The organism is Salinigranum salinum, from assembly GCF_009176545.1.
GTDB classification, from domain to species: domain Archaea; phylum Halobacteriota; class Halobacteria; order Halobacteriales; family Haloferacaceae; genus Salinigranum; species Salinigranum salinum.
Genome location: NZ_VTOJ01000002.1, coordinates 1,778,314 through 1,804,297 on the forward strand (window position 1 = coordinate 1,778,314; position 25,984 = coordinate 1,804,297).

Here is a 25,984-nt window from a genome sequence, read left to right on the forward strand (position 1 = left end):
GTCAGGCAAGGCTGCGTCGTCACACGTCTCGCCGAAACGTCTGTGTGGTCGAACCGCACGACCGCACGACCATCGCCCACGCCGACAGTCAGCAACGTTTATGCTGATGCCGTAATACCACCTGAACATATGTCACGAATTAACAGGCGCTCGTTCCTGAAAGCGACCGGTGCGACCGGCCTCGCGGTCGGACTGGCGGGCTGTACCGGCGGCCTCGGCGGCGGCGGCTCCGACAACACATTCGAACAGGTCGGGCTCACCGCGTACGTCCGCGGCGGGGCGTGGATCACGGCCTACATCGAGGCGGCGGAGTTCTACGCGGAGGACCTCGGGATCGAACTCGACGTCCGCCCGAACCAGCAGTCCGCACAGAAGCAGGTTCAGGACATCCGCGACTTCACCAATCAGGGGTACGACGGCATCATCGCGGGCATCTGGTCGACGGGAGCCGCCGAGAGCGCCATCGACGAGGCGATCGAGGCGGGCGTCCCCGTCTTCGCTACGAACGCCGACACCTCGAGCAGCGAGATTCCGATGTACGTCGGGTTCAGTAACTACGACGGCGGTGCCCAGTGTGCGGAGGCGATGCTCAGCTCGCTCGAAGAACAGCGCGGCGATCAGGACGAGTGGCGCGTCCTGAACGTCCGCGGGATCCAGGGCAACCAGTCGGCCAATCAGCGGAGTCAGGGCTTCCTCGACGTGATGAACGAACAGGACAAGGTGACGGTGCTCGACACGATCAACGGCGAGTACGCCCGTGACGTCGCCCAGTCGACGTCGCAGGAGTGGATCAACGCCAACGAGGTGCCCGACGGCATCTACTCGGGGAACCTCTCGATGGGGCTGGGCGTCGTCCAGGCGCTCCGGAACCTCGACCTGGCGGTGCCGAAGAGCGACGAGGACCACATCATCCTCACGCAGATGGACGGTAGCCCGGAGGTGAACCCGCTGGTGAGCGAAGGACTCATCGACGCCGCCGCCGACCAGCCGAACTACTTCTACAACCCGATCGCGATGGAGTACATGCGGCAGTACGTCGAATCGGGACAGGACGAGAGCGTCATCCCCGAGGTCGGGTCGACGGTGACGCCAGAGGACTTCTCGATCGAGCCCGGTCAGCACAAGGGCGTCGAACTCTGGTCCGAACCCATCTGGGCCCCCGGCGAGATGCGAGAGCAGAACGGCCACCCGTGGTTCCGGACGAACAGCATCCTCATCACCGAGGAGAACGCCGACCAGCCGTTCCTCTGGGGCAACGTCTGGGGCTGAGTCGGTCTACCGACTGCTGCTACCAACTCACTCGACACTTCATCAGAGATGGCAACCGAAACCTCACTGCGAAATCGACTGTTCGACGACACGGACGACATCGTCCTGACGCTGCTGGACAACATGATCTGGCCGATACTGGCCATCGTCGTCCTCGGCGTGCTCGTGTTCGTGCCCCAGACGCTCCGGAACTTCCGGGGGATTCAGCTCCTGCTCTGGGCCGCCGTCCCCCTCGGACTGCTAGTGCTCGCCGAGAGCCTCTGTCTCCTGTCGGGACACTTCGACCTCTCGATCGGCTCGATCGCCGGCTTCTCAGCGATGTTCACCGGGATGCTCCTCGGGACGTGTCCGAGTTGCTGGAACGTCTTCCAGAGCCCGGTCCTCGGCTTCGTCATCATCCTCACCGTCGGCGGCACGATCGGCCTGGTCAACGGCCTGATGATCGCGAAGGTCGGCCTCAACCCCTTCCTGCAGACACTCGCCTTCCTCATCATCTTCGAGGGCGCGAAGACGGCGATCCAGACCCAGCCCGTGACCGGTCTCCCCGGCGGCTACGTCGAGCCGGGCGGGACGCCCAACTTCGCCATCGGCGTCCTCGTCGTGGCGTTCTTGCTGTTCGGTCTGATGATGCGCTACACGTCGTTCGGCCAGTCGGTGTACGCCGTCGGGAGCGACATCAAGTCCGCCCGCGAGGTCGGGATCAACACCGACCGCCTGATCATCGCGGTGTACACGATCAGCGGTCTGCTGTCGGCCATCGCCGGCCTCATGCTGACCGGCTTTACGGGCGTGGTGCCGCCGCTCATCGGTGAGGGGCTGGTGTTCCAGGCGTTCGCCGGCGCGGTCATCGGCGGGATCAGCCTCTTCGGCGGGCGTGGCAAGATCACCGGCGCCCTCGGTGGCGTGGTGCTCATCGAGGTTGTCCAGTCCGCGCTCGACAACGCGAACCTCATCAGCGCGACACAGATCCAGATGATCAACGGTGTCGTGCTCCTCATCGCTATCCTGCTGTACAGCACGCAGACCAAGATCCGGGCTCGCATCCTCGCGAGTGGTGCGTCGTGAACCCGCTGTCGATCGGGCCGGTCGCCGCCACGACCGCCGAGAGCGAGGGGGTCGACGCGTCCGCGGTCGACGACGACCGCGACGTGAAGATCCGGGTCGAGAACGTGACCAAGCAGTTCGGCCGGATCATCGCGGTCGACGACGTCACGCTCGACGTCATGGACAGCGAGATCTTCGCACTCGTCGGCGACAACGGTGCCGGCAAGTCGACGCTGATGAACGTCATGAGCGGCGTCCACGCGCCGACGTCGGGGACGGTGTACGTCGACGGCGAAGCCGTCTCGTTCTCGAACCCGAGCGACGCCCGCGCGAGCGGGATCGAGACGGTGTATCAGGACCTCGCACTGATGAACGACCTGGACATCGCCTCGAACATCTTCATGGGGCAGTTCCCGACCAACGGGGTCGGCCCCTTCCGGTTCATCGACTGGGACGAGACCTACGAGCGAGCGGAGGAGATCATGCACGACCGGCTCGGACGCGACGTCAACGTCCAGACCGAGGTCGAGTTCTTCTCCGGCGGTGAGCGACAGCTCGTCGCCGTCGGGCGGGCGCTGGCGTTCGACCCGCAGGTGATCATCCTCGACGAGCCGACCAGCGCGCTGTCGGTCGACGCGACCCGGCTCGTCGTCGACACGCTCCAGCGGCTCCGCGACACCGGCCACACCATCGTCATCGTCAGCCACAACATCGAGACGGTACTCCAGATGGCCGACCGGATCGGCGTGCTCTACCAGGGGGAGCTCGTCGGCATCTACGACCCCGCGGACACCGACCTCGAACGGCTGAACAAGCTGATGACCACCGGGACGGCCGGCGCGGAGGTCGCGGACGACTGAGCCCCCACCCCGGCGTTCACTGGCCTTCGTGTTCACCGGCTCGGTGAACGGTCGGCCCCGGTCGCCCCGGCCCACCGGTCACCCACTCCGTCGACCCGTCACCCCGAACGGACGGCGCGCGCGTCTCAGATCCCGCGGTGTGCCAGCCAGCCGCCGTCGACCGGGACGTTCGCGCCGGTGACGAACGACGCTTCGTCGCTCGCGAGGAACACGGCCATGTCACCCACGTCGCGGGGAAGCCCGAACCGGGGGAGAAGCGTGTGGTCCGCGGCGGCGGCGACGTCGTCGTCGGTGAGGTAGTCCTGGAGTGGGGTCTCGACGTACCCAGGGTTGATACAGTTGACCCGGACGTTCGCCGGGCCGAGTTCTTTCGCCAGATCCCGCGTCAGGTTGACGATCCCACCCTTCGCGGCAGCGTACGGCGGGCCGCCGCCACCCTCGAACCCGCGGACGGAGCCGACGTTGATCAGCTGGCCCGCCGACTCCTTCAGGTGCGGGATCGCGTGTTTCGCGCAGTAGAACGCCCCGCCGAGATCCACCTCGACCGAGCGCTGCCAGTCGTCGACGCTCGTCGTCTGGGAGTCGCCGACGATCTGGATACCGGCGTTGTTGACGAGCACGTCGATTCCACCGTAGGTGTCGACCGTCGTCTCGACCATCGCGGCCACGCTTTCGGGGTCGGCAACGTCCGTCTCGACGTAGGTGGCGTCACCGGGCGTCTCCGCGGTCACGAGCTCGTCCGTCGGTCGCGTCGCCTCGGTGTCGTACCGGTCGCCCCGCTTCGGCTCCCGCCGGGGGTCGGCGACGACGACGTTCGCGCCCTCCTCGCCGAACCGGAGCGCGATGCCGCGGCCGATGCCGCTCGCCGCCCCGGTCACGATCACCGTCCGACCCGTGTGTCTCTCTGCCTGCATGACGGTGGGTCGCCTGCCGCCAGCATAACCGTGCCGGGGGTGCCCCCGGAGACACGAGGGCGAGTTCCCCAGCGGCTCGGCGGTGTCGGTGACGGATGCCCCGCTTCTCGGGGCACGCTGGGCGTCGAGAGCAGTTTAGCCGCCGCGCCGACGGTAGCTCTTTATTCGTGTCGGGCGAGCACACGCGGTATGGCGCAGACCGATCCGACACCGACGCTCGTGGCGGACGTCGCCTGTGAGACGGGCGAGAACCCGCTGTGGCACCCCGACGAGGAGCTGCTGTACTGGTGTGACATCCCGCCGGGCCACCTGTACGCGTACGACCCCGCCCGCGACGAGCACGAGCGAGTGTACGCCGCGCCCGACGACCGCATCGGCGGCTTCACGTTCCAGCGCGACGGCTCGCTGCTCCTGTTCGGGAACGCCGGCGGTGTCAGCCGCTACGCCGACGGGCGGGCCGAACGGGTGATCGACCCCGATCCGGATCGGTTCCACGAGCGGTTCAACGACGTCATCGCCGACCCACGGGGGAGAGTGTTTTGCGGGGTGATGCCGGACCCCGACGCCGAACTGACGGGCGCGCTGTACCGGCTCGACACCGACGGCACCTTCACGCGGGTGATCGACGAACTCCACCTCCCGAACGGCATGGGCTTTTCGGCCGACCGCGAGTCGATGTACGTCACGGACACCGGCTTCTACACCGACGAACCCGGCCGGATCGACCGATACGACTACGACGAGGCGACGGGTGAGATCTCGAACCCCGAGACGGTCGTCGAACCGGAGGACGTCCCGGGACTCCCCGACGGGATGACCGTCGACGCCGAGGATCACCTCTGGTCGGCCTTCTGGGACGGGCACGTACTCGTCCGCTTCGCCCCCGACGGCACCCGGGAGCGGACGGTCGAGTTCGAGCCGCGCAAGGTCTCCTCGGTCGCGTTCGGCGGCGACGACTTCGGCGACGCCTACGTGACGACCGCTGGCGGCCCCGGCCGTCCCGAAGAGGGCGAGACCGCCGGGAGCCTCTTCCGCGTCGACCTCGGCGTCGGCGGGCGGGCGGAGTTCCGATCCGCGCTCGACGTCTGAGCGGGTCCGAGCGGCGACCGCGGTTCGCACGGTGCGACCGCGACCGTGCTCATCCGCCCCGTTCGTGTCTCAACGCAGTCAACATCCCGTTGAGGTAGCCGACCGCGTGGGCGCGTCCCCGGTGCTCCCAGTCGGTGTCACCCTCAACGTGGGGGACGTGGTCGGGGATGATCATGCCGGAGAAGCCGACCTCGTCGAGGAGCGCGAGGATCTCGTAGGCGTCGTAGTTGCCCTGGTCGACGAACGTCTCGTTGAACCGCGGGACCGTGCCCTCGACGTCGCGGAAGTGGACGTAGAACAGTTCGTCGCGCTCCCCGAAGTAGCGGACCACCTCTTCGAGGTCCTCGCCCATCTCCGACCAGCAGCCCAGACAGAACTCCAGCCCGTGGTTCGGGCTGGGGACGAGCTCCATCGCCCGCCTGAAGTTCTCGAAGTTCCGGAACAGCTGGGGGATCCCCCCGAGCGACTCCACGGGTGGGTCGTTGGGGTGGAGACAGAGCTTCACGCCCGCGTCCTCGGCGACTGGCAGGAGTTCCCGGAGGAAGTACTCGTAGTTCTCCCACAGCTCGTCCTCGGTGTACTCGCGGTCGTGGGTGAGCGCCTCGTCGACGGCGTCGCCGTCGAAGCCGGAGGCGCTGGCCCCGCCGCGGACGGTGACGTCTGTGTTCCGCCAGACGCCGCTCGGCATCCAGTGGTAGCCGAACATGGGGATGCCCGCGCGGCCGATGTTCCGGATCGTGGTCTTGACGTGTTCCATCTGCTCCTCGCGTCCCGGCCCGCCGAGCATGATCTCGTCGTAGAAGGAGATGGGGATGTTCTCGATGGCGTTCAGCCGGAGACCGGCCGCCTCGATCCGCTCGCGGAGTTCGACCAGGTTCTCGTACGCCCACTCCTCGTCCCCCTCGAGCGGGATCCGCTCGTTGTCCGGCATGTGGGGGTAGTCCGGCGAGTAGCGGTACATGTTGAGCAGGACGTCGTCGACGCCGAGCTGTTTGATGAACCGGAGCTTCTCGTCGGTGGGGTCCATGAACTGCCCGAGACCGACGCGCATCGGGAGGGCGTCGAAGTCGAGGTCGGAGTCGGTGTCGCTCGCCGTGGCTGTCGGCGGTGTCATGCGTACACCACTCCGTTGACCAGTATAAGGATTTCCCGGGGAACGACGTCCCGACCCAACGGGGCGGACCGCGGTCCACAACGCTCAATAGCGCCCGCCGTGACGCCGAACCATGCCCAGCGATCGAGAGACGGAGCGGGCCGTTTACGTCCAGCGGCTCGATCCCGACCAGCGCGAGGCCTACGTCGCGGCGCACGACGACGTCCCGGAGGGCGTGACGGACGCGATGGCCCGCGGGGGCGTGACGGCGTTCGACCTGTTCGTCCGCGACGACATCGCGGTGTGTATCCTCGAGGCCGAGGACGTCGACGCCTACCTCGAGGAGGTCACGGGCGATCCCGACGTCGAGGAGTGGGAGCGGTACGTCGCGGGGTTCAAACGCGAGGGGGTCGACGTCGACGCCGACCCCGACGAACAGATCCCCTTCATGGAACGGGTGTGGCAGTTCAGGCCCGACGCGGACGACGACTGAGCGGCGAGCGGATCGAACGGTCGCACCACACCGGCGACGACCGCTCCGGCTGTCGTCGCCGAGGGTGTGCGTGAGAACGCGTCGCAACGGCAGGACAGCACCCTTTTTGTCCGGGGATGGCGAACTGACGGGACGACATGGACCTCGACTTCGACACCATCCTGCTCGCCGTCGGCCCCCGCGACGAGGACAGCGTCGAACGGCTCGCCGAGACCGTCGCGCAGGTTGCGCTCCCGACCGGCGCGACCGTCGTACTGACGCACGTGTTCACGGGCCAGGAGTTCCGCGAGACGGCCACGATGCTGGACTACCCCGACGCCGACGCGTCGATGGTCGACGAGATCCTCGACCGCTACGACACGGTCAAACGGTTCGAGGAGCTGTTCGAGGAGGTTGGCGTCGACTGGGAACGCCGGGGGATCGTCGACGACGTCGCCGAGGGCATCCTCTCGCTCGCCGGCGAGATCGACGCCGACCGGATCGTCGTCTCCGGACGGCGGCGCTCGCCCGCCGGGAAGGCCGTCTTCGGGAGCGTCAGCCAGGAGGTGCTGCTCAACGCACCCTGTCCCGTGACGTACGTGCGCGAGGGGCTGTAGGCCGACAGCCGCGGACGGGAGACGGAGACACCGCGGCGCGGCTCACCCCAGCAGTTCCTCGGCCCGTTCCGACGCGGTCGCGATCGCCTCGTCGACCGACGCCGAGCGGTCGACGACCGCCGCCGCGACCATCTCGTCGAGGATCTCGTTCAGGTCGGTGTACGCCGGAACCTGCGGAAGGGTGTTGACCGGCCCGGTGTTGACCTCCTCGACGACCGAGTAGAACCGGTTCGTCCGGAGGATGTCGGGGTCGCGCCACGTCGAAAAGCGCGTCCCCGAGGCCCCTTCGAGCGTGGTGATCCGGTCGTTCTCGGCCGAGGCCGCGTGGCGAACGAAGTCGTACGCCAGGTCGGCGTGGTCCGTGCCCGCCGGAATCGTCAGCCCGTACAGCACGGTGAGCGAGGTGTGCTCGCCCGCCGGCGTGTCCGCGCGCGGGATGAGTCCGTAGTTGGTGTGGCCGAACACCGCCGAGTCCGGCGCTTCGGCGAGCGCGCCGAACCCCGACCAGTTCCACATCATCGCCGCCTTCCCGTCGGCGTAGAACTGCCCGGCCTCGACGCTCTCCATCTCGACGGCCTCGGGCGGGACGACCCGGTGTTCGTGGATCAGATCGTGGTAGAACTGGAGCGCGGCGCGTCCCTCTGGGCTGTCGAACGCGGGGCGGCCGTCGTCGTCGAGCAGTCGACCACCGCGGCTCCACAGCTGGATGGCGAAGTCGTAGACGTCGTTGTGGCCGTCGGGTTTCGCGGCGACGACCGTCCCCCACAGTCCCTCGTCGGGTCGCGTGAAGAACGTCGCGACCTCGATGAACTCCGCCCAGGTTCGCGGGACGGAGAGCGGTCGACCGTACGCCTCGCGGAACGCGCGCTGTTCGGCGACGCTCTCGAAGAGGTCTTCGCGGTAGTGGAAGATCTCGGGGCCGTCGTGGTAGGGCACGCCGTACGTCGCCCCTCCGTAGCTGACGAGGTCGCGCATCGAGTCCGCCCAGCCCGCGGGCCAGTCTTCGGGCGGGTCCGCCGCGAGTCGGTCGTCGAGCGGCTGGAGCAGCTGGCGGTCGGCGAGCGCCGGGAGCCAGTCGCTCAGGCAGAGGAACAGGTCGTAGTCGTCGGCGATGTCGCCCGTCGTCACCAGTTCCTCGTGGATCTCCGGGAGCGGCCGGTGGTCCCGCTCGAACGTGACGTCACGGTCGACGGTTTCGGTGAACGAATCCATCTGTCGCTGGAGCGCGCGCTCGAACCCCTCGAACGGTCGGCCGACGAATCGGAGCGTTGGCATGGACCGTGTGCGCACGCCGAGCCGATAACTCTGCTGTCGTCCCAGTGCCGTGAGCCGCGGGAACGTCGTGTCGGTACCCGTCCCGTGAGCACCCGCCGAGCCGGCTTCCGACGGCGGCCAGTGAGCCGAGGCAGAACGCTTATTAGAAACACGGCCGTCCTCACAGTCGCCCGTCGGAGGCAGCAGCAGGTGCTGTCGTGGCGGGACAGTCAGTCGGTCAACCCCCCCCCCAGACCCGTGCCAGCGGCTGGCTCACTCCCCCCGAGCCAGTTCGCTTCAGGGACGCGATCCCCCGACACGACGCCGACGACCGAGAGACGCGTCTGCACTCCCGCCGGATCGTGGGGTTCGACGAGGTCGAGTCAGAACAGAGAGTGCGACTATATCGCACACATCGACCGATCGGCCGACACACAGCGCGCGACTCCGGCGTCGATCGCCCGTGAACGCTGAATTCGGACGAGCAAGTCCGATAATATCGGACGGATATCGAGAGGCTCTCTGGGAGAGTGGAGCGATATCGGGGAACAGATTCGAACGTTTCGTGGGTTTCTACGACGATGACGTTCGTAACTGATCGGAGCACGGCTGAAAAGCGAGTATGTGAAGAAACGTACCATCGATCGATCGTCTTGCCTGTTCGATATTGTTGTCTGGTACCAACACACACGACAGGGCCGCCGCTCGGACGACTGTTTCGGTGTAACGAGCGCCGTGCGAGCGGTCGGATCGTCGCCGGTACCGCGTCCTCGGCCGTGGGTAGTCCTCGACGAGGACGGTGGCCGGATCCCTGGCGCGAGCACTGGAGCCGGGACGTGGCGTCGAGTCACCGTCCCGAGCTTCGACCGGGCCGACACACTCGGCGGGTCACTCTCGTCGGAGGTGGGCTCCGGGACCCCGGGAACGTCGAAGCGGTCACACGGTGGACGACGCGCAGCTGTCCGTCGGTCACGGCGGTTGCCGCCGTCGTGCGGGGGAGTCGACAGTTCGTCTCCGTCTCCCCTCCCACCGATCGGTCCACTCCCCCCGGACCGGCTGGGTCGGAGAGCACCGTCGGTGGCTCCGGTCCCCCCACGCAGATCCGGTCCGATCCTGTTCGACCACGCCGAAACGCTCGTCTCCACAGGTGCGGTCCGTATCGAACACCCGTTCGATGGGACCGGACGAGGTCGAACGCGAGGGAGACGACGAACTCACGACCGTCGGGTGACGACGTCTTCGGCAGAGGCTCGCGGTGGTGTGCATCGACTCCCACCAGTGTCGCCCGACGACGGTGACCGAACGCGCGAACGGCGAGCGTGCACGCCGTCTCGTCGGATTCGGAAGATCGCGAAGACCGTCTTCCGACGGAGGAGCGAACGGGGTCGGCCCTACCAGTTACAGCTGTACTGTTGTAATGGATACCGACGGGCGCGAGAGACGACAGTGGCGTCGCGACCGGTCATTCCGACTCGAAGCGATCCTGTTCGATGTCGCTCGTCTGGACGTTCACCTCGATGATGTTGGCCGCCTCCATGACGCGCTCGACCGCCTCGTCGGCGAACGCGTCGTTCCGGTGTCTGCTGGTCGGGGCCGAGAGACTTATCGCCCCGATCGGTTCCTTGTATCGGTCGAGCACGGGCGCGCCGACCGCGTGGAGCCCGCGGACGGCCTCCTCGTCGTTGACCGCGAACCCCCGGTCGCGGACCCGTTCGAGCTCCTCGAAGAGGACGTCGACGTCGCCGACGGTCCTGTCGGTGCGCCCCGGGAGCCCGTGCCGCTCGACGATCTCCTCGACCCGCTCGCGGGACAGGTGAGCGAGGATCGCCTTGCCGGCGGCCGAGTAGTGGAGGTGGCGGGTCGCGAACTCGCGGTTCTGAATGTAAAACTCCGTCCCGACGGCGTCTTGTCCGAACGACTCATAGAGGATGACCTCCAGACCGTCGTCCTCGACGATGAGGTGGACGGCGTCGCCGGTCTCGTCGGCGAGTCCGTCGACGACCTCGCGGCCGTGACGGTACAGCGTCGAGTGGTTCCGGACGTACTCACCGAACACCATGAGCTGGTAGCCGAGGTCGTACCGGCCGTCGACCTTCCGGACGAACCCCCGGTCGTCGAGCGTCGACAGATGCGTGTGGACGGTGCCGGGCGACAGACCGGTCCGTTCGGCGAGCTCGGAGACCGTCGCTCCCCCGAGCGCGTGAATCCCTTCCATGATCTCGACGGTCCGGTCGACCGATTTGATCCGCCTTCCGTCGTCGTCCCGTGTCATCGGTTACGCCTACGTTGTGGTCCCATCCCGATAGATTTGACGATCGCAAATCGACGCTCCGACTGGCCACAGCTTGATGAGAGAGAGAGTGACAGTCATGCGGCGTGACAGCGTGAGAACGCCACGTCGGCCGTTGCTCGCCGGTGTTCACCCGCTCCGATAGTGACCGGAGCACTGAACGTCTATTTGTCACACAATATTGATGCGCATTTTTTGACACTCGCAAACAGCGTCGGGACGGTGACCGTCGATCCGTCCCGGTGGTGGGGCGGCGTCGACCGGGGATCGGCGGCGTCCGTCACCGACGCACCAGTCCGGGCCATCCGACGTGGCCGACGCTACCGGTGTGGTTCCGTCGCGTCGGCGATCCAGTCGAGGTTCCGCTCGGGCAGGAGACCGTAGTTGTAAAACGAGATGCGGGGGGTGCCGGCGTCGACGAGTCCGTCGACGATCGCCGCGAGCGTGTCGCCGTCCTCCACGACGGGATGCGCCGGGAGAACGCCCGCGTGCAGCGGGATCTCGGGCGTCAGTGCGTCGGCCTCGTGAAGACAGTCCACGGCGGCTTCACGCGAGGACTCGTAGGCCGCGACGGTGTAGTAGTCGACGCTGTCGGCGAGCGCGTGCAGGTCGACCCCCTGCATCCACGTCTGCCCGACCGACAGCAGTCCGACGTACGAGCCGAGCGACGCGCTCCCGGCCGCACGATCGAGGTCACGGTAGAGCGCGGAGAGCGTCTCCTCGCGGGCGTCGACGTAGCCGCTCACCGCCGGATGGGCACGGAGCCACGCGCCGACGGCCGCGTCGTGTGGGACGTCGCCGGCGACGATGCCGTCGACCGTCTCGCGGACCACGGAGCGGGCGCGGTCGACGTCGACGCCCTGGTCGGCGGCGTGTCCGCGACAGTCGGGGCAGAAACAGAGACCGAACAGGAACTCCCCGAGCGTGCCGAGGCGTGCGTGGAACTTCTCGTGGTGCCAGCCGAACCCCGTGCCGTAGAAGTAGTCGAACGTTTCGAGTTCGATCCGCTCGAACTGGTTCCGGTCGGCGAGATCGGCCACGAGCGTCCGGAGGTACGTCTGAACCGCGGGGTTCGACGGACAGAGACCGAACACGAGGTCGTCGCCGAATGCGTTCTCGATGGTCGTCTCGGGGTGGCGCATGCCGAGCCGGGAGTTGTGGACGCCGACCGTCCACGAGTTCAACGAGACCGCCGTCCCTGCCAGTTCGGCGGCGATCTCGTCGACCCAGTCGGCGTCGCCCATCGTCTCGTTGGGGATCGGTTCGAGCGTCCCGTACCCCTCGCCCGGCTGGAAGTACGAACTCGCCTCCGCGAAGAACGTCCGCCGTTCGGGGTTGTGAGGGGCGAACGCCTGCACGTGGTGGTAGTTCGTCGCGAGGTTCAGTTCGGTGATGCCCAGCTCCTGAAGCCGTGCGACGACGTCGGACACTCCCTCGTCGAGGAGGTCCCACGCGTACGCCCAGAGTGCGAACTGCATGCGAGGGCTATCCCGAGCGGTGGCTTTACCTCTTTTTTCATTTGTTTTACACGACTGTCCCCGGTTCGAACCGCTGAGACAGAGTTAAGTAGCCGGACGAGTCGACTACTGGTAAGAGTTACCATGGGAGATGTCACACTCACCGACGTCACCAAAGTGTACGCCGGCGAGGAGTCCGTCGTCGCCGTCGAAGACATAGATCTCGAGGTACAGGACGGGGAGTTCGTCGTCATGGTCGGTCCGTCGGGGTGTGGGAAGTCGACGACCCTGCGGATGATCGCGGGGCTCGAAGAGGTGACCGGCGGGACGATCGAGATCGGCGGCGAGATCGTCAACGACACCCAGCCACAGAAGCGTAACATCGCGATGGTGTTCCAGAACTACGCGCTCTACCCCCACATGACGGTCCGGGAGAACATGGCGTTCGGGCTCCGCCTCTCGAGCGAACTCTCCGAAGACGAGATCACCGAGACGGTCGAGGAGACGGCGACGCTACTGGAGATCGAACCGCTCCTCGATCAGTACCCGAAACAGCTCTCCGGCGGCCAGCAACAGCGGGTCGCACTGGGCCGGGCGATCGTCCGCGATCCACAGGTGTTCCTGATGGACGAGCCCCTCTCGAACCTGGACGCCAAACTCCGGACACAGATGCGTACGGAGCTCCAGCGGCTCCAGTCCGAACTCGGCGTGACGACAATCTACGTCACCCACGATCAGACGGAGGCGATGACGATGGGCGACCGGATCGTCGTCCTCAACGACGGCGAACTCCAGCAGGTCGCCCCACCCGAGGAGTGTTACGACCGACCGAACAACCGCTTCGTCGCCGGCTTCATCGGCAGCCCGTCGATGAACTTCTTCGAGATCACGCTCGCCGACACCGAATCGGGGTCGACCGTCTCCGGCGAGGGATTCGAGGTCTCGCTCGGCGAGATCGACGCGCCGCCCGGCGAGTACACCCTCGGTGTCCGTCCGGAGGACTTCACCATCGTCGAGTCGGACGGGATCACGGCGACGGTGGACGTCGTCGAACCGATGGGGTCGGACAACTTCATCTACCTCCAGACGGAGACTGGCACGGCGTTCACTGCGCGCGTCGACAGCGCCTTCCGGCCGAACGAGGGTGACGTCGTCCGCGTCGGCTTCGCGGCCGACGACGTCCACCTCTTCGACGCCGACGGCGACCGGATCGAACACCGCCGCGAACGGACGCCGCCGGCGACCTGAGGCTGGGAAAGGTTTATTTCGGCGCTCGAAGACCACCGAACGATGTACGACACGCTTGGCGCCGGCCGGAGCGACTGGGCCGGCAAGCCGTATCCGGAGATCGTCGAGACGGCCGAGGCGGACGGATCCGTGCTCGTGATTCCGGTCGGGAGCATCGAACAGCACGGCCACCACCTCCCCGTCGCGACCGACACGATCCTCGTCGACGCCGTCGCACACCTCGGCGCGGACCGGGTCGCGTCCGACCTCCCGCTGCTGGTGACGCCCACCGTGTGGTCGGGCTACTCGCCTCACCACATGCCCTTCGGTGGCACGATCACGGTCGACTACCGGACGCTCCTGTCGATCCTCGAAGACGCCGCCGATGCGGCGCTCGACAACGGGTTCGACGCGGTTCTGTTCCTGAACGGCCACGGCGGGAACGCCTCGTTGATCTCCTCGGCGGTGAGCACCGTCGGCGTCGAACACCCCTCGGCGCAGGTGCTCGGGCTGACGTACTTCGACCTCGCGCGGTCGTTCGCCGACGAGATCCGCGACAGCGACGTCGGCGGGATGGCCCACGGCGGCGAGTTCGAGACGTCGCTGATGGCGTATCTCCGTCCCGAACTCGTCGGCGAGGGCGACGCCGAGTACTGGCACGAGCCGTACGATCACGGCGGGAAAGACCTCCTGGAGGGTGGGCCACTCTCGGTCTACCGGACGTTCGACGAGTACTCCGAGACGGGCGCGATCGGCGATCCCGCCCTCGCCTCGGCCGAGAAGGGCGAGGCGATCTACGACCTCCTCGGCGACGAACTCGAGCACATACTCCGGGCGATCCACGAACAGAACCGCTAAGAACCGGTCGGTCGGCGACGGCGATCCGAGGCGCGACGCGTCGGTCAGGGTGCCGAGGCGATGACCTCGATCTCGACGCCGATGTCGACGGGGAGGTCGTCGACTTCGACGGCGCTCCGCGCCGGGTACGGCTCGCTCATGTACTCGCCGTACACCTCGTTGATGGCCGCGTAGTTGCGCATGTCCCTGACGAACACGGTCGCCTTCACGACGTCGTCGAGCGACGCGCCCGCCGCTTCGAGGACCGCGCCGACGTTCTCGAGCGTTCGTTCCGTTTCTTCTTCGATCGTGTCGCCGACGATGTCGCCGGACTCGGGGTCGATGGGACCCTGTCCGGAGACGTAGATCGTCCCGTCGTCGACGATTCCCTGTGAGTACGGGCCGATACTGGCCGGTGCGTCGTCGGTCGAAATCTCTCGCATCGTCTCGGTCGACGACGACCGGGCACAAAAAAGGACGTGTCCGCGGCGACCCACGTGGGTCGGTCGTCCCTACTCCTTGACCGCGCCGCTCGTCATCCCGGCGACGATGTACTCCTCGAGGAACGCGAACAGCAGGAGAAGCGGGACGACGCCGATGACGGCGACGGTGAGCATCATGCGCCAGTCGATGCTCAACACGCCGACCATCGAGAAGATCCCTCGCGGGACGTTGTACTTCCCACTGGACGTGAGGAACGTGAGCACGAACAGCAGGCGGTTCCACGCGTAGAGGAAGGTGTAGGTCACGCTGGCGACCATCGCGGGCTTGGCCAGCGGGATCACGATCTTCCGGAGCACCATCAGCTGGCTGGCGCCGTCGATGCGTGCGGACTCTTCGAGTTCGACCGGGATCGTCTTGAAGTAGCCGTACAGCATCCAGATGTTGAACGGCAGGGTGAACGCCGCGCTCGGGATGATGACCGCGAGGTACGAGTCCATCAGGTTCAGCGCGACGATGATGTCGAACAGCCCGACGATGAGGATGACGGGCGCGAACATCTGGACGACCAGCACCGAGAGCAGGAACGTCCGCTTGCCGACGAAGTCGTTCCGGGCGCAGGCATACGCCGCCGGGATGGCGAGCGCGAGCGTCAGCACGACCGTCGAGATGGAGATGATGAAGGAGTTCATGACCCACGTCAGCACCTCCGTCTGCGACCACACGTCGAGGTACGCCGAGATGGTCGCGTCCTGCGGGAGCACGTCCGCCGGCGACTGGAACACGTCGCCCTCGGCTTTCAGCGTCGTCGAGACCATCGTGTAGAAGGGGAACATCATCACGCCGAGCAGCGCGATGAGGACGCCGTAGACGCGGACCCGCGTGAGCGTCGACTCGCCCGAACTGAGACCGACACTCACAGGCTGTCACCTCCGCCACGGGTGTAGACGCGGATGTACAGCATCGCGAACAGCAGGAGGATGACGAAGCCGATCGCACTGAACGCCGCGGCCATCCCGAGGTTGCCGTTCTCGAAGCCGGTCTTGTAGATCCAGATGACGAGCGTCGCGGTCGAGTCGAGCGGGCCGCCACGCGTCATCGTCCAGATGACGTCGAAGCCGACGAACGTCCAGATCGTCGACAGCAGCGTCGCGATGAGGATCACCGGTTTCAGCTGGGGGATCGTGATGTGACGGAACTGCTCCCACCGGTAGGCCCCGTCGACGGCGGCGGCCTCGTAGAGGTCCTCGGGGATGGACTGCAGCCCCGCGAGGAAGATGATCGCCATGAACGGCGTCCCGATCCAGATGTCGGCGGCGACCGCGCCGAGCCAGGCGATCGAGGGATCGCCGAGGATGCCGATCTGCTGCTCGATGAGTCCGAGTTTCAAGAGGATGGCGTTGAGGTAGCCGTACTGCGGCTGCTCGATCCAGCGGAAGATGACCGCCGAGATGGCGTACGGGATCCCCCACGGGATGAGGAAGGTGGTACGGAAGAACTTCCGTCCCTTGATGTCGTGGTTGAGGTGGACGGCGATGAGCAGACCCAACAGTGTCTTCATCACCACGGCGAGGACCACCCAGCGCGCCGTCTGCCAGAGCAACTGGTAGAAGAACGGGTCGGCGAAGATCTCCCGGAAGTTCTGGAGCCCGACGTACGCCTCGACCGTCGTGGTTCGCGGGGCCGAGTAGAGCGACAGCCGGAGCGTCTCGAGGATCGGATAGGCGACCACGGCCAGGAGGAAGAGAATGGCGGGCGCGATGAGCGCGTAGACGTTCCAGTTCCGCTGCAGGTACGAGACCAGCCGATCGACGGATCCCTGCGTGGCGCTCTCGGCCTGTTGGTTGTCGAGAAGGGACATAGGAGCGGTGGTGAGCTCCGCCGATCAGCCCTCGATCATCTCTTCGAGGTCGGCCTGGGCGTCGTTGAGCGCCGTCTCGGGCGTCTTGCGCTCGGCGATCGACTCCTGGATCGCCGTCACGAGCCGGTTGGTGACCTCGTTGAGGTTCGCGAGCTTCGGCCGCGAGCGGGCGTACTGCGACGCCTCGATGAACGGCGACCAGAGGGGGTCCTCGGCGAAGTAGTCGCGCTCGCCGACCTCCTGGACGACCGGCATGAACCCCTTCTGCTTCGAGTACTGGAACCGGCGTTCGGTGTCGTAGTAGAACTCCAGGAGCTCCCTGACGCCCTCTTTGGCCTCCGACGTCGAGTACATCACCATGCTGTCGGTCGTCGCCAGCGAGTACCGACCATCTGGCCCCTGCGGCATCTGCACGATGCCGTAGTTCGTCCCCGTCTCGTTGTTCGCGATGTTGATCCCGACGTAGACGTGTCCGATGTGCATGGCGACGTCGCCCTGCTCGAACAGCTTCCGCACGTCGTGACGGGTCGACGAGAGGGGCGACGACTGGGTGACGCCGTGTTCCGTGACCAGACTGGAGTAGAAGTCGAGCGCCTCGATCCCGGCGTCGGAGTTGACGACCGGTGCGCCGTCGCCGTCGATGATGTCCGCGCCGTGACTCCAGTGGTACGGGAGCCACTGCGAGACGGTAGTCAGCCGGTCGGCGGCGGGCAGCCCGTACGCCGGCGTCGACGTGTTCTCTTTGATCTGCTGGGCCGCCGAGAGCACGTCGTCCCACGTGTCCAGCGTGGGGTTCTCGGGGTCGAGTCCGGCCTCCTCGAAGACGTCCTTGTTGTAGTAGAACGCCTTGTTCGAGTACGCCCACGGGACGCCGTAGTAACTCCCGTCGACCTGCGTCGTCTCGGCGACCTTCGGGTAGAACTTCTCGAGGAACTCGCCCTGCATGAGGTCGTCGAGCGGGTCGATCGCCTCGAGGTTGCGGAACTGCGGGATCCACCGCGACGGGAGACGGCTCGTGTCCGGTGCCTTGTTCCCGTTCACCCGCGTGACGAGCGTCGACTGGGCGTTGTCCCACGTGATCGAGGTGAAGTCGAGTTCGTATCCGGTCTCCTCCTCGAACGCGGCGTTGTTCTCCTCGAAGAACGACTGGATGTTGTCGCCCACACCCATCGTGAGGAACTGGATCGTCCCCTTGCTCCCGCCACCGCCGTCGCCAGAGCCGCCGTCGCCACCGCCACCGCCGCCACCGCCGTCGCCGGAGCCGCCGTCGCCACCCGACTCACCGTCGCCGGAGCCGCCGTCGCCACCGCCACCGCCGGTACATCCGGCGATGACGACCATTCCGCCTGCGCTCGCGCCGCCGAGGGCGCGCATCATCTCGCGTCGTGAGACGCCGCCAGTACTGTTGGACTGCGGGCTGTCTGAGTCCATCGTGAGTCGATATCTGACTACTCTACTAAATATGTTTGGGAGTCTGCCACACACGTCCGTCTCCACGCGGCGCGGGCCGGGACACACGTCGGCCGCAACCCCGCACGATCCGGGACGCAGGTCCCGCTCCGCCCTGCACGGTCCGACCTCCGGCGTCGTGCGGCAGCCGATCGTCAGAACTCGGGGAGGACGTGCTCCGCGAAGGCGTCGATCGTCGCCCGGGGGTCACCACAGGTCGATCCGACGAGGACGCGCGAGACGCCCGCGTCCGCCAGGCGTTCCAGGGCAGTCACCCAGGTTTCGGGATCGTCCGTGATGTGGTTCGCCGACCGGATCGCCTCGTCGCTCAGCTCGGCGAGTTCCGCGTCCGCGACGCGCTGGATGTCGCGGGGGTCCGGGTTGTCCAGCTCCGTGTCGTCCGGGATGTACTCGCCGCGGTCGCGGATCTCCGCGACGAGTGAGGCGGGGTCGCCGTAGTTCGCGGCGAACTCCGTCGTCACGTCCGTGTCGTCGAACGACCGGTCTGCCGCCTCGAGCCCGTCGCGGAAGTTCGGGACGATCCGGTCGGCGATCAGGTCCGCGGGGGCCGCCGTGATGAGGTGGTCGGCGTACTTCCCCGCCGCCCGGCACGACTGTGGTCCCCACCCGGCCCAGTGGACGTCGATCTCCGTCTTCGGACGCGTGTACAGCTTGACGTCCTCGTACTCGTAGTACTCCCCGTCATGGTGGATGTACTCGTCCTCGGACCAGAGGCGTTTCATGACCTTGATGGCCTCGACGAGCATCCCCGCGCGCGTCCCCCAGTCGGGCCACTCCCCGTCGTAGAACGGAGCCTCGTTCAGCGCCTCGCCGGTCCCGACGCCGAGGTTCACCCGTCCGGGGTACATGTTGTCGAGGGTGGCGTACGCCTGCGCCAGCAGCGCCGGATCGTACCGGATGATCGGACAGGTCACGGAGGTGCCGACCGGGACGTCCGGTACCGCCTCCATCAGCGCGCCGAACCACGGCAAGACGTGGTGCGTGTACGGCCGCGAGTGGATCCACGGGTGGAAGTGGTCACCGATCCAGACGCCCTCGAACCCCGCGTCGACCGCCTCGCGTGCCAGTTCGACGTCCTCGTGCGGCGGTCGAAAACAGCCGTAGACGTTGTAGTGGATCTCCAGCGACATAGCCTGGCTTCGCTGTCGAGAGTGCGGTACAAGAAGGTTCGGGGGCGTGGGAAGTGGTACCCGACAGAGAGGACCGGCGCGTCCTCCGAACGTGCTCCGCGATGCGGGAAGACGGCGTGACGAGAGGGCCGGTGAGAACGAGGGTGCGACGAGAGTGCCGGCGAGAACGAGAGCACGATGAAACAGAGACCGTGCGCCACCCGGTGTGCAACGAGATGCCTCTCCCCTCCCCAGCCGGGTGTTCGCGCACGGTGGCGCGAACACGTCCCCTCGCGTGGGTCGCTCACGCCCTGCGGTCGTTCGCTCCCGCACGCCGATCGCCGCGGAGGGGGTCACCGCCATCACCGTAGTCGACCACATCGGGCACTGGCTGACGGCCGTCCGTATCAGTCGGTCCGGCCACGCCGACGACCCGCTCCGACGACCGAATCGCGGCCGAGCGTCCGCGTCCACACCGAACGGATCGCGGCCCCCCTTCGGCCCCGATGATTTATGTCGAGTCCCCACACACCGGCGTCCATGCAAGTGACCGGCGTAGACGTGACTACCGTCGAGGTCGAGCGACGGTACGGCTTCGGGACGAGCACGTGTTCGTTCGTGGAACTGACGGCCGACACCGGCACGACCGGGGTCGGGGAGATCCCGGACGTCGAAGAGCCGGCGGCGATGCCCGCCGACGAGACGATCGCGGCGGAGATCGCGGAGTTCCTCGTCGGCGCAGATCCCCGCCGTATCAGACGACTCACGGACGAGATGGACGACGCCGTCGACTTCGGTCCCGTCGCGTTCCACTCCTTCCAGCAGCTGGCGCTCGGGGCGATCGACACCGCGCTGTACGATCTCGTCGGCTCCGAACTGGGCGTGCCCGTCCACCAGCTCCTGGGCGGGCACTCGCAGGACGTGCCGATCCAGTGGGTCGTCTTCACCCGTGGCGGTGCGGACGAGCTCGACGCCCTCCGCAACGAGGTGCGCGAGAAGGTCGACGCGGGGTTCTCGGCGTTCAAGCTCAAGGTGGGCGAGCGCTCGCCCGAAGTCGACCTCGCCCGGATCGAGGCCGTCAGGGAGATCGCCGGTCCCGAGGCGACCGTGATGCTCGACGCCCAGGGGCTCTGGACCGTCGAGGAGGCGGTCGACTGCATCACGACGTTCGAGTCGGCCGGTATCGACGGCGTCGAGACCCCCGTCGGCCACCCCGACCCGGACGTGGACGCGCCGGGCTACTACTACGACATCCCCCTCGTGCCCGAAGAGCTCGCCGAAGTCAGAGAGCGAACCGAGACGCCCGTCGTCGAACACGTTCTCGACCCGTCGTTCGGGTTCGCACTCGCCGAGGCCGACGCCGTCGACGTCTTCACCGTCGAAGTCTGCTCCGGTGGCATCACCCGCGCCGACCGTGTGCTCGACCTCGCTGCCGCCGCCGGCATCGACGCCCGTCTCGGGAGCACCGTCGAACTCGGTCCCGGGACGGCCGCGGCGACGGCGCTGGCAGCGGCGAACACGGCCGTCACCTACCCCTGTGACCTCGTGGGACCGGCGCTCTACCGGGAGTCGGTGCTCACGACGCCCGTCGCCTACGACGACGGACACCTCGTGCCACGGGACGCGCCGGGGTACGGACTCACGCTCGACATCGATCGCGACGGCGCGGAGGTGCGCCCATGAGCCCACCGGTGACAGAGCGAGACGGCCGCCTCGCGGGCGAGATCGCCGTCGTCACCGGAAGCGCGAAGGGGATCGGGCGGGCGATCGCCGAACGGTTCGCGAACGAGGGCGCGTCGGTCGTCGTCGCCGACGTCGACGACGCGGGTGGTCGAGAGACGGTCGACGCGATCGAATCGGCGGGAGGACGGGCACTGTTCGTCGAGACCGACGTGAGCGACGCCGGCGACGTCCGTGCACTCGTCGACGCCACGCTCGACGAGTACGGGAGACTCGACGTGCTGGTGAACAACGCGGGCGGCGGGCTCGCGGGCGACGACAACCTCCACCGGATCGACGAGGCGACGTGGGACGTCAACGTCGACGTGAACCTCAAAGGGTCCTTCCTCTGTGCACGCGAGGCCGTGCCCGCGATGGTGGCCGGCAACGGTGGGCGGCTGGTGCACATGTCCTCCGTGAACGGGCTCACCGGCATCGGTCTCACCGCCTACTCGGCGGCGAAGGCCGGCGTTCTCTCGCTATCGCGGAACATCGCGACCCAGTACGGCCGCCACGGGATCCGCTCGAACGTCATCTGTCCGGGGACTATCGAGACCCGATCCCGGCAGGAGGAGATGGAGGAGAGCGGCGGCGGTCCGGCCCGCGACGAGTGGCTCGAACAGTACGCGCTCGCGCGGTTCGGCCGCCCCGAGGAGGTCGCCGACGCCGCGCTCTTTCTCGCCTCGGACCAGTCGTCGTTCGTCACCGGGACGGAACTCGTCGTCGACGGCGGGCTGACCGCGGGGCTGGACCACGGTCTCGAACAGCTCGTCTACGACGTCGACGACGTGCCGACCCGCCCCGAGTGATCGGTTCGAGGGGACGGCGAGACGGATCGAACCACAGGTCGACGCCCGCGGCGCTCAGGGTTCGACGCGGTACGTTTCGACCTTCTCCTCGTCGACCGTGACGCCGAGTCCCGGCGCGTCCGGCACGGCGATCTCCCCGTCCTCGACGGTGAAGGGCGTCTCGATGATGTCGTCCGCCCACGCGTAGTAGACGGTGTCGGGCGCGAGGTTGATCTCGGGCGTGGTGGAGACGGCGTGGAGGATGGCCGCGGTTTTCACGCCGAGGTCGAACGCGCAGTGGTGTGACAGCGAGATGCCGAGATCGCTCGCGGTGCCGGCGAGCCGTTTCATCCCGAGGATCCCCCCCGAGGGGATGATGTCGACGACGCCGACGTCGATGGCGTCCTCGCGGCCCATCTGGAGCAGGTTCCGCTGGAAGTACATGTCCTCGTTCGCGCCGATCGGCGTCTTGAGCCGGTTGCGTAGGCGTTTCATCGTCCCGAAACTGTCGATCCGGATGGGCTGCTCCATGTACTGGAGGTAGATGTTCTCGTCTTCGAGCATCGCACCGACGCGGACGGCGTCCTCGAACGTCCACCCCTGGTTCGGGTCGAGCCGGAACTCGAGTTCGCCGTCGACCTCGTCGTGCATCGCCACGATCCGAGCGACGTCCTGCTTCCAGTCGCGGCCGGCCTTGGTCTTCAGCACGTCGAAGCCCTTCTCGAGCGCACGCCGGGCGTGCGGGCGCGACTCCTCGGGGCTCAGGATGCCGACGCAGTACGCGAAGTCGACCGCGTCGGTGCACTTCCCGCCGAGCAACTGGTGGACGGGCGCGTCGCGGTACTTCCCGAGCGCGTCCCACATCGCCATCTCGACGCCGCCGACGAACGTCCGCGTGTCCATATACTCGTAGAAGAAGGAGTCGGCGAACGCCTCGATCTCCCACACCTCTCTTCCCACGACCTCGGGAGCGACGTCGTGTTCGAGGATGGTCTTGGTCGCTGCCGCGGAGAGCGTGGTCCGCATCTCGCCCCAGCCCGTGATCCCCTCGTCGGTGTCGAGTCGGACGAGCATCCGCTCCATCGTCTCGACCGCACCGTGGTTCGTGACGTACGGTGCGAGGCCGTCCTCCTCGGCGAGCGGTTTGACGTCCATCGCGACGGGAATAGCCTCGAGGTTCGTGATCTCCATCGTGCCCGAAAGCCTGCGGCCGGGTTTCATAAATCCACCGTCGGTCACCACTCACCCGATCGCCTCGACTCTCACGACGTCCACGGGGCGAACCACCGGTCCGTCCCTTCGACGCAAACGCTTTGCCCCTCCCGGGTGGAGTCGGCGTCATGCATCGCATCACGCGCGAGACACAGGAGCGGGCGGGCTACCGCTACGCGTTCGATCCGGACGACGACCCCCTCCTCACGGTCGATCCCGGCGAACGCCTCGTCGTCGAGTCGGAAGACTCCTACCACGGGCAGCTCTTCGCCGAGGGGCACCGAGACCGTTCGACCGAACCCCGCTCGAACCCGCTGTCCGGACCGATCGCGGTCGACGGCTCCTCTCCCGGCGACACGCTCGCGGTCCACGTCGAGTCGATCGAGCCGCTGGAGGGGCGGGCGTCGACGTACGTCCCCTCGTGGTGGTGGTATCTCGGACCGATGGCCTCGCGGCGGGCGATGGACGACTTCGTCGGCGTCGACCCGCCCGAGGAAGCCCGGGAGCTCGCGATCGGACTGGACGGAGACGACGCCGAGGGGACGATCGACGTCGACGGTCATACGGTCCCGTACGAGCCGATGCTCGGGACGATCGGGACGGCTCCGGCCCGGACACCAGCACCGAACGGACCGGCCGGCCCACACGGCGGCAATATGGACCTCCCGATCGTCCACCCCGGAAGTACCGTCTACCTCCCGGTGAACGTCCCCGACGCGCTCCTCGCGCTCGGCGACGCCCACGCCGCGCAGGGCGAGGCGGAGGTGACTGGCGTGGCCGCGGAGATGCCCGCACGGACGACGCTCCAGGTCGACCTCCTCCGGGGTCACGACCTGTCGTGGCCGCGCGTCGAGACCGACACCTACCTGTACGCCGTCGCGGCGAAGACGCCGTTCAGCACGTTCGAGGACGCGATCCGACTGGCGTTCGTCCTCCTCGTCGGCTGGCTCGAAACACGGGGGACCGACCGGTACGACGCGCTCAGACTGGCGGCGGTCGCGGGACGGCTGCTAGTCGGCAACTTCAACTGTGTCGCCGCCGGCCTCCCGAAAGCCCTCCTCGACTGAGCCGTCGCCCGGTCCGTGTCGGTCTCGGCTCGCATCACGCCGTGTTCGTCCCGCGCCGTCGTCCACGTACGCTGCCGACGCCGGCACTCTTTTGTCCGCGTTCGGTGTGCGTGAGACCGATGACATTCGAGGCACTGAAGACGAACCTCCGGGATGCGGCGTTCACGACGCCGACACCGTTCTCGGCGGACGGCGACGCCGTCAGACACGACGCACTGGCCGACAACCTCCGCTTCCTCCGCGACGCCGGTGCCGGTGTCGTCATCCCCAACGGCAACACCGGCGAGTACTACTCGCTCTCCCACGAGGAGCGGGTCGCCGTCGTCGAGACGACAGTCGAGACGGTCGGTGACGACCTCACCGTCGTCGCCGGTCTCGGCGGCTCGACAAAGACGGCGCTGTCGCTGCTGTCTGCGTACGAGGACGCGGGCGTCGACGGGGTAATGGTGATGTACCCCGCCCACACGTACCTCCACGAGGAGGGCGTCGCCGACTACTACCGATGCATCGCCGACGCGACGGATCTCGGCGTAGTGCTCTACAAGCGCGGGCCGCGGCTCAGCGTCGAGAACGTCGCCACGCTGACCGCGATCGAGAACGTCGTCGCCGTGAAGTTCGCACAGAACGACGTGAACCTGTTCGCGAGAGCCGTCGCGGAGAGCGAAGGGGACGTGGTCTGGTCGGTCGGCATCGCCGAACGGTTCGTCCCGTCGTTCGCCGCGGAGGGGGCCGACGCGTTCACCACGGGTATCGGCAACTTCGTCCCCGGGGCGGTCCTCGCGCTGATGGACGCGATCCGCGACGGTGACCTCGACCGCGCCCGACACGTTCGAGACGTCCTCCGACCGTACGAGGAACTCCGCGAAGAGCCGGGGGCGGGGAACCACATGAGCGCCGGCAACAACGTCCCCGCGGTCAAGTACGGGCTGGAGCTCGCCGGCCAGTACGGCGGACCCGTTCGAGAGCCGCTCGTCGATCTCGCCGAGCGAGACAGAGAACGCTGCGAGTCGTACTACGAACGCATCCTCGAACTCGACGTCTGAGGAGCGGCTCCGATCGCGGACGAGTTACGCCCGATAGTCGGTGGCGACGTCGACCAGCGTCCGGGCGTTGTCGGTGATTCGTTCGAGGTCGCCAGTTCGAACGGCCTCGTCCGGGGTGATCGAGCTGCCGACGCCGAGCGCGACCGCACCGGCCTCGAAGTACGTTGCCGCGTTCTCGGGGCCGATCCCACCGGTCGGAACGAGCGGGAGCTGCGGGAGAGGGCCACGAACGCTAGCGACGTGCGCCGGCCCGACCGACGACGCGGGGAAGATCTTGCAGGCGTCGGCACCGGCCTCGACAGCCGAGAGCGCCTCCGTCGGCGTCAGGACGCCGGGAATCGAGACGACGCCGTACCGGTTGCACGTCTCGACGACGGCCTCGTTCAGGGTCGGCGTGACGACGAACGACGCGCCCGCGTCGAGCGCGGCGACGGCCGTCTCGGGGTCGAGGACCGTCCCGGCACCGAGCACGCCGCCGCGGTCGGCGACGACCGGGGCGACCGCCGACAGCTGGTCGAGAAAGCCGTCCGTGTTCGCCGTGATCTCGACCGACGTGACGCCACCGTCGAGGATCGCCCTGACCACGCGACACACGTCGTCGGTCGGGACGCCCCGCAAGATGGCCACGATTCCACTGTCGAACACCGTCGACGGATCCGGCTCGGTCATCGTGTGAGTCGACACGGTCCCTCGTAATATACTGTCGGTCGCACGCCGCCGGTCGTCGACGCCCGCGACGACACCGACGTCTCCTGACTCCCCGACGCCCGGTCGACCGGGCCCGAACGGGATTCACACGGCGTCACTCGCCTATCGAATATTTCTCGTTAAAATTCGAATCGGTTCACCCA

Annotated in this window: 24 protein-coding genes; 12 read left to right on the forward strand and 12 right to left on the reverse strand. The window is 67.2% G+C overall.

Annotated elements, in window-relative coordinates:
* Positions 1-129 precede the first annotated feature (129 nt).
* Genes FZP69_RS19995 through FZP69_RS20005 form a run of 3 tightly spaced genes read left to right on the forward strand, consistent with a single transcriptional unit; the run spans position 130 to position 3,173 of the window.
* Positions 130-1,269, forward strand: coding sequence for a substrate-binding domain-containing protein (locus FZP69_RS19995; protein WP_192918665.1), 1,140 nt, complete (start codon positions 130-132; stop codon positions 1,267-1,269).
* A gap of 48 nt (positions 1,270-1,317) precedes the next feature.
* Positions 1,318-2,334, forward strand: coding sequence for an ABC transporter permease (locus tag FZP69_RS20000; protein WP_152043119.1), 1,017 nt, complete (start codon positions 1,318-1,320; stop codon positions 2,332-2,334).
* Positions 2,331-3,173: an ATP-binding cassette domain-containing protein gene (locus FZP69_RS20005; RefSeq protein WP_204960070.1), complete on the forward strand. Its 843-nt coding sequence runs from the start codon at positions 2,331-2,333 to the stop codon at positions 3,171-3,173. The genes FZP69_RS20000 and FZP69_RS20005 overlap by 4 nt, the downstream gene beginning before the upstream one ends.
* Before the next feature lie 125 nt (positions 3,174-3,298).
* On the opposite strand, the gene FZP69_RS20010 is transcribed toward FZP69_RS20005, so the two are convergent.
* Positions 3,299-4,087 (reverse strand): SDR family NAD(P)-dependent oxidoreductase, encoded by a 789-nt coding sequence (locus tag FZP69_RS20010; RefSeq protein ID WP_152043120.1) that lies wholly within the window; start codon positions 4,085-4,087, stop codon positions 3,299-3,301.
* A gap of 189 nt (positions 4,088-4,276) precedes the next feature.
* Between FZP69_RS20010 and FZP69_RS20015 the strand changes: the two genes are divergently transcribed.
* Positions 4,277-5,176 (forward strand): SMP-30/gluconolactonase/LRE family protein, encoded by a 900-nt coding sequence (locus FZP69_RS20015; protein ID WP_152043121.1) that lies wholly within the window; start codon positions 4,277-4,279, stop codon positions 5,174-5,176.
* A 49-nt stretch (positions 5,177-5,225) separates the two neighbouring features.
* On the opposite strand, the gene FZP69_RS20020 is transcribed toward FZP69_RS20015, so the two are convergent.
* Positions 5,226-6,290 (reverse strand): mannonate dehydratase, encoded by a 1,065-nt coding sequence (locus FZP69_RS20020; protein ID WP_192918666.1) that lies wholly within the window; start codon positions 6,288-6,290, stop codon positions 5,226-5,228.
* 112 nt (positions 6,291-6,402) lie between these two features.
* Here FZP69_RS20020 and FZP69_RS20025 point away from each other — a divergent pair, with 112 nt between their 5' ends.
* Together FZP69_RS20025 and FZP69_RS20030 are read left to right on the forward strand one after the other, a co-directional pair.
* On the forward strand, positions 6,403-6,762 hold the full coding sequence (locus FZP69_RS20025; RefSeq protein WP_152043122.1) for an L-rhamnose mutarotase: 360 nt from the start codon (positions 6,403-6,405) through the stop codon (positions 6,760-6,762).
* Positions 6,763-6,899: 137 nt separating this feature from the next.
* Positions 6,900-7,358: a universal stress protein gene (locus FZP69_RS20030; protein ID WP_152043123.1), complete on the forward strand. Its 459-nt coding sequence runs from the start codon at positions 6,900-6,902 to the stop codon at positions 7,356-7,358.
* A 42-nt stretch (positions 7,359-7,400) separates the two neighbouring features.
* On the opposite strand, the gene FZP69_RS20035 is transcribed toward FZP69_RS20030, so the two are convergent.
* The 3 genes from FZP69_RS20035 to FZP69_RS20045 all read right to left on the reverse strand — a co-directional run bounded on the left by FZP69_RS20035 (position 7,401) and on the right by FZP69_RS20045 (position 12,380).
* Entirely contained in the window at positions 7,401-8,633 is a 1,233-nt protein-coding gene (locus tag FZP69_RS20035) for an ABC transporter substrate-binding protein (protein ID WP_152043124.1), read from the reverse strand.
* A gap of 1,441 nt (positions 8,634-10,074) precedes the next feature.
* Positions 10,075-10,884 carry an IclR family transcriptional regulator gene (locus FZP69_RS20040; protein ID WP_152043125.1) on the reverse strand — a complete coding sequence of 270 codons (810 nt, stop codon included), beginning with the start codon at positions 10,882-10,884 and terminating at the stop codon, positions 10,075-10,077.
* Positions 10,885-11,222: 338 nt separating this feature from the next.
* Positions 11,223-12,380 (reverse strand): hypothetical protein, encoded by a 1,158-nt coding sequence (locus FZP69_RS20045; protein ID WP_152043126.1) that lies wholly within the window; start codon positions 12,378-12,380, stop codon positions 11,223-11,225.
* A 123-nt stretch (positions 12,381-12,503) separates the two neighbouring features.
* Between FZP69_RS20045 and FZP69_RS20050 the strand changes: the two genes are divergently transcribed.
* Complete coding sequence (locus tag FZP69_RS20050) at positions 12,504-13,607, forward strand: ABC transporter ATP-binding protein (RefSeq protein WP_152043127.1); 1,104 nt, start codon at positions 12,504-12,506, stop codon at positions 13,605-13,607.
* A gap of 42 nt (positions 13,608-13,649) precedes the next feature.
* Positions 13,650-14,444 carry a creatininase family protein gene (locus FZP69_RS20055; protein ID WP_152043128.1) on the forward strand — a complete coding sequence of 265 codons (795 nt, stop codon included), beginning with the start codon at positions 13,650-13,652 and terminating at the stop codon, positions 14,442-14,444.
* A gap of 44 nt (positions 14,445-14,488) precedes the next feature.
* Here FZP69_RS20055 and FZP69_RS20060 read toward each other — a convergent pair whose 3' ends face one another.
* From FZP69_RS20060 to FZP69_RS20080, 5 genes are all read right to left on the reverse strand, one after another.
* A complete protein-coding gene (locus FZP69_RS20060; protein ID WP_152043129.1) occupies positions 14,489-14,866 on the reverse strand; it encodes a RidA family protein in 378 nt (125 codons plus the stop codon).
* A 69-nt stretch (positions 14,867-14,935) separates the two neighbouring features.
* Positions 14,936-15,784, reverse strand: a complete 849-nt coding sequence (locus tag FZP69_RS20065; RefSeq protein WP_240137729.1) for a carbohydrate ABC transporter permease — start codon at positions 15,782-15,784, stop codon at positions 14,936-14,938.
* Positions 15,781-16,725, reverse strand: coding sequence for a carbohydrate ABC transporter permease (locus FZP69_RS20070; RefSeq protein WP_152043130.1), 945 nt, complete (start codon positions 16,723-16,725; stop codon positions 15,781-15,783). The genes FZP69_RS20065 and FZP69_RS20070 overlap by 4 nt, the downstream gene beginning before the upstream one ends.
* Positions 16,726-16,749: 24 nt before the next feature.
* The gene (locus FZP69_RS20075; RefSeq protein ID WP_394350166.1) at positions 16,750-18,156 is read right to left on the reverse strand and encodes an ABC transporter substrate-binding protein; all 1,407 of its coding nucleotides are present in this window, start codon (positions 18,154-18,156) and stop codon (positions 16,750-16,752) included.
* 173 nt (positions 18,157-18,329) lie between these two features.
* Positions 18,330-19,325 (reverse strand): LLM class flavin-dependent oxidoreductase, encoded by a 996-nt coding sequence (locus tag FZP69_RS20080; RefSeq protein ID WP_192918667.1) that lies wholly within the window; start codon positions 19,323-19,325, stop codon positions 18,330-18,332.
* Between the two features lie 519 nt (positions 19,326-19,844).
* On the opposite strand from FZP69_RS20080, the gene FZP69_RS20085 reads away from it, so the two are divergent.
* Positions 19,845-20,987, forward strand: a complete 1,143-nt coding sequence (locus tag FZP69_RS20085) for a mandelate racemase/muconate lactonizing enzyme family protein (protein ID WP_192918668.1) — start codon at positions 19,845-19,847, stop codon at positions 20,985-20,987.
* Complete coding sequence (locus tag FZP69_RS20090; protein ID WP_152043133.1) at positions 20,984-21,832, forward strand: SDR family NAD(P)-dependent oxidoreductase; 849 nt, start codon at positions 20,984-20,986, stop codon at positions 21,830-21,832. The genes FZP69_RS20085 and FZP69_RS20090 overlap by 4 nt, the downstream gene beginning before the upstream one ends.
* Before the next feature lie 54 nt (positions 21,833-21,886).
* On the opposite strand, the gene FZP69_RS20095 is transcribed toward FZP69_RS20090, so the two are convergent.
* Positions 21,887-23,002 carry a mandelate racemase/muconate lactonizing enzyme family protein gene (locus FZP69_RS20095; RefSeq protein ID WP_152043134.1) on the reverse strand — a complete coding sequence of 372 codons (1,116 nt, stop codon included), beginning with the start codon at positions 23,000-23,002 and terminating at the stop codon, positions 21,887-21,889.
* A 149-nt stretch (positions 23,003-23,151) separates the two neighbouring features.
* On the opposite strand from FZP69_RS20095, the gene FZP69_RS20100 reads away from it, so the two are divergent.
* On the forward strand, positions 23,152-24,090 hold the full coding sequence (locus FZP69_RS20100) for an acetamidase/formamidase family protein (protein WP_152043135.1): 939 nt from the start codon (positions 23,152-23,154) through the stop codon (positions 24,088-24,090).
* 119 nt (positions 24,091-24,209) lie between these two features.
* Positions 24,210-25,133: a dihydrodipicolinate synthase family protein gene (locus FZP69_RS20105; RefSeq protein WP_152043136.1), complete on the forward strand. Its 924-nt coding sequence runs from the start codon at positions 24,210-24,212 to the stop codon at positions 25,131-25,133.
* A gap of 24 nt (positions 25,134-25,157) precedes the next feature.
* On the opposite strand, the gene FZP69_RS20110 is transcribed toward FZP69_RS20105, so the two are convergent.
* The gene (locus FZP69_RS20110) at positions 25,158-25,802 is read right to left on the reverse strand and encodes a bifunctional 4-hydroxy-2-oxoglutarate aldolase/2-dehydro-3-deoxy-phosphogluconate aldolase (RefSeq protein WP_152043137.1); all 645 of its coding nucleotides are present in this window, start codon (positions 25,800-25,802) and stop codon (positions 25,158-25,160) included.
* Between the last annotated feature and the right edge of the window lie 182 nt (positions 25,803-25,984).